Source organism: Ruegeria sp. N11 (assembly GCF_056531525.1).
This window is the reverse complement of record NZ_JBQFLX010000047.1, coordinates 1-7,208: the sequence shown is the minus strand read 5'-3', so window position 1 is coordinate 7,208 and position 7,208 is coordinate 1. Positions and strand designations below refer to the sequence as shown.

The window sequence follows — 7,208 nt, the reverse complement described above, 5'->3', positions numbered from 1 at the left end:
CCGGTTAAGTACGACAAGCGTCGTTACAAACGGCGCAACCGGATCGAGATCATGTTCGGCAGGTTGAAGGATTGGCGGCGTGTGGCAACCCACTACGACAGGTGCCCGAAGGTCTTCCTGTCAGCAATCGCCCTTGCAGCACTCGTTATCTATTGGCTATGAGTCCTGACCCTAATCACCATCCATATATGCAGTTTTTCAAGCGATATTCGCCGCTCGACCCTCCGACATTTCAGCCATTTCGACGGCCTTGTCTATCAAGAACAACGCCTCCATCTTGGTTTTGGCTTTAAGCATAACTTCTTCGCTAACTTGGAAGCCAATTGGCCGACCTGAAGTGGTGTCACCGGAAATTTCTTTAAATGCCTCGGGAAGCGGAGCTCCTAACTGGTCCACGCTCAAATTAATTTGATTGTCGTAGATCACCAAGAACACGCCATTTCCCCAATAGGTCGCCACTTTACGCCCTTCCTGACTAGCTGACAGAACCGCTGTACCAGCTAAAGTCATGGCACTACGGAATTCACTGACCGTGCTCGTCTCATAGATTTGTTCGGCGCCTATGCATTTCACCGCCACAAGCTTTGCAGCCATGGAGTGCATCGTTGAAAGCTGAATTACGTAGTTCTCAAATTCAGCTAACCCAATGAAACCGGGCAAATCTCCGAAACATTGCGGATCAATTAAGCGAACGTCCGGACTATTGCCAAAACACAACTCAAAATCCGCTTCAGCTTCCAGCACTTCGATTGCGGCTCTTCGTTCCGCTGCCATTCTATAGGCGTCAGACAACCTCTGCTTCAGGTCAGAGAACTCAAAAGGCTTTGTAACGTAGTCCGTTGCCCCAACTCCGAATGCTTCGTCGATGTACTCTTTTTGCACCATGGCGGTCACCATGATAATGGGCGTGTACTTGTATTCTGGTAATTTTCGCACTTCTTCGCAAAGAGTTATGCCGTTCATTTGCGGCATCTGCACATCCAGTAGCAAGCAGTCGAACGCTTCGTTAGGTCGTGACAGTATTTCAATGGCCTCTGGCCCACTTCTGGCGGTGACGACGTCTTTATAACCGAACGCGTCTAGAACTCTATCTAGCAATTCCAGGATGCTAGGATCGTCGTCTACAGCAAGTATACGCATAACTTTTCACCAACCTTTTACGCCTCGCCAACCGTTGGGCATTGCAGACTTCGGGCAACGGTCGGCTGGCGCATGATACACTCAGGGTGTTCTCATCCTCTCTTACGAAGGCGGCAAAACGGTGACATAAGGTGGGCTTCCTTATGTCTGTGCTTTTTTTTTACCTTGTACAATTCTTCCCGTGCGAGAGCGCATACTGAAAAGCGAATCCCTCCAATTATTGATGCCATTTTAACTTTGCTTCTATCAACCGTCACGACTGCCTCGAAATACTATCGGATAGCGAAACCGCGCCTGATCCATCGAAAATTTGAAGGGATACATAAGAGAATCTATATTTTTCAAAGTGTTGCCAGACATGGGGAAATAATTGGAACCTGCGGAAAAAAATAGAAGCCAAGAACTTTCTAAAGTTTTTGGTCAGGCAGCGAAGGTAACCAAAGGAAGGGAGGAGATTTAGACACACCTATCCATCTATTCGGGCAACTACCGCATAGGGTTGTGGACTTGCTGAATTGAATCTTGCCATAAGTGTGTCGGAAATATGAGTAAAATATGGACCAACCACTCAGGTATAAGCAGACATACCCGGTCCCGGAGGGGCTTCCGGAACTGACACCTGCTAACGGCACTTCAGGCGCACCAAATACTTTGGCGCGACTAGAAATTTTTGCTGTCAATAGCAAGCCGCCAATGCCACGTGGCAACATTGGCCATATTCGCGCGACTACACTTAATTTTCGCAATATTTACGAGCATGGCACCCTTCTGGCAAAATACCTTGAAACCAGAAAATCAATTTTCATTGACCAGTTAAAGTGGCAAGTTGGTGAAGCTGACGGGATGGAATTTGACCAATACGACACACCAGCCTGTCGATGGGTTGTGTTGCATGAATTCGGTGAGGTCTTAGGAGGTGTGCGACTTCTGCCCACGACTGCAGAGTGCGGGGTATATAGTTATATGCTGCGCGACGCGCAAAGAGGTATCCTTAAAGGAATACCATCTGACGTTCTATTTATTGACGCCCCGGTAAAGCGCTCTGTTTGGGAAGCATCCCGTTTCTTCGTGGCAAAGGATGTTGCATCGTCACGCAGGCTTCCGGTTCAACAGGAGTTGTTTCACCAGATGACTACTGTCGCGATGGAAGGTGGTGCAACAAGCATCCTGGGCATCGTCCCCTCAGTCTGGGCACGGTGGTCACGGCGACTGGGCATCAATGCCTCGCCTGTCGGCGCAAAGTTTTCCATCGATGGCACCATCAGTCAGTCGGTTTTATTCAACATTCACAAGTAAATGGAACACCTCACCCACTAGATTGTCTTATTTACTCTTGGACGCCCGACGCATATTTCATTGCAACTAAGGTTGATTTTAAGACTATTGGGAAAACTCGGCTGTATTGCATTTTCGTGGGGTTTCCAGAGTCGATGCTTAGACTTCTAACCGTTGTTCAATTCCGTAGTTTTGCGATCGTATACTGCCATTTGGCGCCAACAGATTGCCGAAATAATAACGTTACGAGAAAGCGACGCTAGTTCACAACAATAACTGGCAATTCGTTGTTGAGGCCGTTGGCGCCAAATAAAGGTCAAGAAAAAGCCCCTTTCTACGAAGACTTTCTCCATTTTTGCCGCTGTTTCGACCCACTCTCCTCATAAGTTTACCCCGTTATGAGGATATCGACGGTTCACCAGTTATGAGACATTCCACATTTGGCAGTGATCGGTTCCAAAGAAATTTAGAGCATCGAGCACAAGGAAAGACCGCACTTACTGTACTGGCGGTTGATGATGATCCTGACATTTTGAAATTGCTCCAGTCAGCACTTCCTGAACTCGAAAACTGCAATGTGGCTGCTGCCAGTTCAGCTGATGAAGCGCTTGGGATGATAGAAGCAGCAGGATCCCCGTTCGACTGTCTGCTTGTTGACATTCAGATGCCTGGAACCTCGGGGATAGAGTTGCTTTCACAAATCCGAAACCTGCCGGATAATCTGGAAACACCTGTCATAATGCTGACTGCACTGGATGACAGGCAGAACATCGAGAAGGCATTTTTAGAAGGCGCGTTTGATTATGTAACTAAACCCTTCGACTTCTTTGAATTGCGCAGCCGTATGAACGCTGCTCACCTTCTGATGATGGAGAGAAAGAAAACCCAATCCTCATCGGCGTCGATAGAAAATCTTCGCAGTGAATTGGATTTCAACCAGAAATTCAATTTCAAGGATCCTTTGTCTATCGACGAGCAAGAACAATGCTTGGGGTATGTCGAATTCGACAACTATGTCGAGCAGCTTTCACGGAGGCGTCGATTTGACACCTGGGTCACCGCAATCAAATTTCGTGACGCCGAGTATCACTTTGATCTGAAGAATTTTGGTGATTTTCGGCGATCTGTTTCCGACATTGGATTCTGCATTGAAAGAACGACGCAGGCTGCTGGAGGAATCTATTCTTATCGCGGGAGTGGCGCATTTCTCATTGTTACACATGGGCGGGAATGCACCCAGAATATTCCGACCGAAGCTTTCCTAAACCAAGAACTAGGGACTGTTCTCAGCAACCGCTGCGCATCTGTCCATCTTAAAGTGGTGAAAGGTACACCGGTATCGCTTCGTTCTTTTTCGAAGGTTGGAGCATTCGCCTCTTTGGACATGGCTATCAAAAACGTGAATCATCGTGAGGCCAATCTCAGAAAGGGCCTGGTTACAACCTCTTCCACATTTTCAGAGCCCACACCGCATCGCAAAGAAATGGTCAACGATAGACTGTTTGATGTAGTCTTGCGTGAGCTGTACGGCGATAACACTTACCTCACTCGCCGGTAGTAAGCTAATTCTATCGCCAGGCCTGACGTCGATCAAAGGTCAGGCACTGGAGTTTAGATATCAACTTTATTCGCGAACCCGTTCGGCGTTGAGGATGAGTGGGCCACTGGTACGCATGGTGAATGTCAAAACTGGTTCCGGTAATTCAGACTCTGTAATCGAAAAATTTATTCGACGGAGCACCGAAGCCATAAGTACCATGATTTCAGTTTCAGCGTACTGAGCACCAATGCAGATTCTGGGACCATCTCCAAATGGAATGTACTGACCTCGAGGTAGTGTAGATCCCAAGAACCGTTCCGGTCGATAGTGGTCAGGAGCATCCCATAGTTTTTCGTTTCTGTGCAAAGAGTAAACTGGGAAGAACAGCGCGTCACCATTTGCAATCTTTACCCCTTTGATTTCAAGGTCGGCAGATGCGTCTCTAGCAAAGAACGCGGCTGAAGGGTAAAGCCGCAGCGTCTCTTTTACATGGGCGCGCAGGAGTGGCATTGCTTCCAGGTCAGAAAACTCCATTGGACCTTTTGGGCGAACCGACCGAATTTCTTGTCTAACCTTCGCCTGCATATCTTGGTGCAACGCCAGCAGATAATACCCCCAGGCCAGAGCGTTGGCGGAAGTTTCATGGCCAGCGACGACAAAGGTTAAAAGGTTGTCAACGGTTGTCGCTTCATCCTCGAAATCTGTTTTCAACGCCTCAATCATAAAATCAAGGAAGTCCTGTGGCTCGCTGCGGCTTTCGGCGCGACGCTGATCAATGACCTCTCTGGCGAGGTTCCGCATATTGGTGACCGGGGCCAGGCTGCGTAGCCAATTCTTGCGCGGCACCCACTTTGGCAAACCCATTAAATCGAAAAGAGACAAATCAGAAATGTACTCAAAATACTTGATCAGCCCCATGCGTATCTGCTCTGAACTGACTTTCTTGTTACCCGAAAAAATTACCCTAGAAATATTCGTCAACGTTGATGCAGGCGCAATTTGTGCAATATCTACAGGGCCTTCGTGTTCCGCCAATGAATCTGCAATCTCGACACCAGTCTCTGCAAAATGCCGGGCAAGAACCGGGAGGTTCCTGGCGGCGAATAGTGGAGAATACCTACGCCGCTGCTGACGCCATTTTTCCCCTTCAGAGAGTATCAACCCGTTGCCTACAGCCGATCCAATAATGTCTTTAGTGAACTTGGCTTTGGGAAACGAACGGCCCCGCCCGACAAGTAACTCGGTTATTATTTCAGGATCGCAGATATAGTGTATGTTCAAAGGCCCACGAACATAAGTTTCACGCAGAGTTTCGGCCGGGATGACTTCAAACATGTTTCGACCAGCGGACCTTGCAAACTGAAGCAGTGTCACCGGCTTTTTTGCAAGCCTAGCCGAAACAGGAGCTACAGCACCCTGCCCCAACTTCGTAAACTCAACTGCAGTCAAACCCCAACCCTTTAAGATTTTCTTCTTCTTTCTGGCACATTAAGAAAAAAAAAACGCACTTAGCAACGAGATCGTCAATTTTGGGGGGCCCACACGGCATTTGCGCAACAAAAATTTTTCAACCTCTCACACCAGAACCTTGCGTGAAACGCCAACAATCACGGTGGCCTTCAAAGGATTAGCGCCAAACTGTGAACCCAATTCAGACCAACTAAGTCCTCATTGTGCCGCTAATGGTACTGTCCAAGCGCTAAAAACGAAGACATCTAGATGACAGCCATCGACGCCAATCTGCCGGACCGGGACTCTGGTGAAACGGAAAACCGGCTTCTGCAAAACATCATAGATTATACTGCCATGAGCTTTGCGCTTCTGTGGCAGCGGCAGGCTATTTATCTGGCCACGACCATTTTGACTGCGTTCTTCTTCGATCCCATTAACGCCATGCTGTTCTATGGGACAATTCTCATTTGCGAAGCGCAAGATTTATTGCTGGCCAAACGCGTACCGCGCTTAAAGCCAGATCAGCACAAAGCAATTGGTATGATGGTTGTTTGGATTCTGTTGAACACGACCCTCAGCTCAACTGCAATCTGCCTGTATGCTGTTTCAGTTGCTTTCGCACAGCCCGCCGGTGGTCACTTTACTCCAATGTTCTTCTTGTTTGCTGCGGCGTTGTTTGCAGCAATGAACAACCATCAGTTTCTGTGGGCAATGATTGTCCGTCTGACCATGTACGGCGTATCGTTCATGTTGATTGTCGTCAAGGATATCTGGACCGAACGCCCCGAGCTTTCATCTGAACTCTGGCTGCACTTCTTCACCGTTATCTTTGTAATGTACTTTCTGATTGACTGTTCGATGGTGTTTCTGAAGCTCTACCGCAGGAATTTGGAACAACTCAAAAAGCTCAAAGCGGAGCACGAAAGAACAAAAGCGGCCTACATTGCGAAAACTCAGTTCATATCGACAGTTAGCCATGAACTGCGTACGCCTCTCACTTCGATCAAGGGATCACTTGACCTAATCAACACAGGCGCATTGGGTGAAGCTCCAGATTCAATGCAAAGCCTCATTCATTTAGCGGGTAAAAACTGCGAACGGCTCGCATCCCTAATTAATGATGTGCTGGACATTCAAAAAATGGAAGCGGGCGAGATGAACTACCGTGAAGGAACTGTTGATGTACATGCGCTGATTCAGGAAGCGATTGCCTGTAACATGGGATACACCAGTGCTCACAACGTAGAAATTGTAGAAGACTTAAGGGGAAACAATGATCTGTACGTTAGAGGTGATGCTTCCCGCCTTCTTCAGGTGTTGGCCAACATTATCTCCAACGCAGCTAAATTCTCCCTTGATGGAGGCGAGATAACCGTCGGATGCGAGAAAGTCGGCGGGAATATTCGCCTCTTCGTCAAAGACCATGGCATCGGGATACCTGAGGGGTTCCATGACAAAGTTTTCGATCGCTTTTCCCAGATAGACTCCTCCGATGAACGTCACGCAGGCGGTACCGGACTCGGGATGCACATTTCAAAGGAAATTGTTGAGCATTTTGGCGGAACAATAGACTACAGAAGCAAACTTGGTGAAGGCACAGAGTTCTTTGTTATGTTTCCCGCGATAAGCGGGCACGAGATAGGTTCCGCCGGAGCCGAGCACACCTCACTAACCTGCGCAGTGCAATCCAAGCAACTTTAGCCGAATCCCACTAGGGTCAGGACTCATAACCAATAAATGACGGTTGCGGCGAGGGCGATGGCGGAGAGGAAGACCTTCGGGCATCTGTCGTATCTGGTCG

6 protein-coding genes are annotated in these 7,208 nt (G+C 48.2%); 4 read left to right on the top strand and 2 right to left on the bottom strand.

Annotated elements, in window-relative coordinates:
- Nucleotides 1–162, top strand: a 162-nt coding sequence (locus tag ACR0J8_RS23670) for a transposase (RefSeq protein WP_480527877.1), incomplete at its 5' end; no start/stop codon positions are given.
- A gap of 36 nt (nucleotides 163–198) precedes the next feature.
- On the opposite strand, the gene ACR0J8_RS23665 is transcribed toward ACR0J8_RS23670, so the two are convergent.
- Complete coding sequence (locus ACR0J8_RS23665) at nucleotides 199–1,140, bottom strand: response regulator (protein ID WP_480527876.1); 942 nt, start codon at nucleotides 1,138–1,140, stop codon at nucleotides 199–201.
- A gap of 555 nt (nucleotides 1,141–1,695) precedes the next feature.
- Between ACR0J8_RS23665 and ACR0J8_RS23660 the strand changes: the two genes are divergently transcribed.
- Entirely contained in the window at nucleotides 1,696–2,436 is a 741-nt protein-coding gene (locus ACR0J8_RS23660; protein ID WP_480527874.1) for an acyl-homoserine-lactone synthase, read from the top strand.
- 403 nt (nucleotides 2,437–2,839) lie between these two features.
- Complete coding sequence (locus ACR0J8_RS23655) at nucleotides 2,840–3,973, top strand: response regulator (protein WP_480527872.1); 1,134 nt, start codon at nucleotides 2,840–2,842, stop codon at nucleotides 3,971–3,973.
- A 66-nt stretch (nucleotides 3,974–4,039) separates the two neighbouring features.
- Here the strand turns inward: ACR0J8_RS23655 and ACR0J8_RS23650 are convergent, their stop codons facing one another.
- The gene (locus tag ACR0J8_RS23650; protein WP_480527871.1) at nucleotides 4,040–5,290 is read right to left on the bottom strand and encodes a cytochrome P450; all 1,251 of its coding nucleotides are present in this window, start codon (nucleotides 5,288–5,290) and stop codon (nucleotides 4,040–4,042) included.
- 384 nt (nucleotides 5,291–5,674) lie between these two features.
- Here ACR0J8_RS23650 and ACR0J8_RS23645 point away from each other — a divergent pair, with 384 nt between their 5' ends.
- A complete protein-coding gene (locus ACR0J8_RS23645) occupies nucleotides 5,675–7,108 on the top strand; it encodes a sensor histidine kinase (RefSeq protein ID WP_480527868.1) in 1,434 nt (477 codons plus the stop codon).
- The last annotated feature ends 100 nt before the right edge of the window (nucleotides 7,109–7,208 follow it).

Excerpts from the sequence above, each read along its gene's own strand:
- ACR0J8_RS23665 (WP_480527876.1), bottom strand. The coding sequence starts at position 1,140 with ATGCGTATACTTGCTGTAGACGACGATCCTAGCATCCTGGAATTGCTA.
- ACR0J8_RS23660 (WP_480527874.1), top strand. The coding sequence starts at position 1,696 with ATGGACCAACCACTCAGGTATAAGCAGACATACCCGGTCCCGGAGGGG.
- ACR0J8_RS23655 (WP_480527872.1), top strand. The coding sequence starts at position 2,840 with ATGAGACATTCCACATTTGGCAGTGATCGGTTCCAAAGAAATTTAGAG.
- ACR0J8_RS23650 (WP_480527871.1), bottom strand. The coding sequence starts at position 5,290 with ATGTTTGAAGTCATCCCGGCCGAAACTCTGCGTGAAACTTATGTTCGT.
- ACR0J8_RS23645 (WP_480527868.1), top strand. The coding sequence starts at position 5,675 with ATGACAGCCATCGACGCCAATCTGCCGGACCGGGACTCTGGTGAAACG.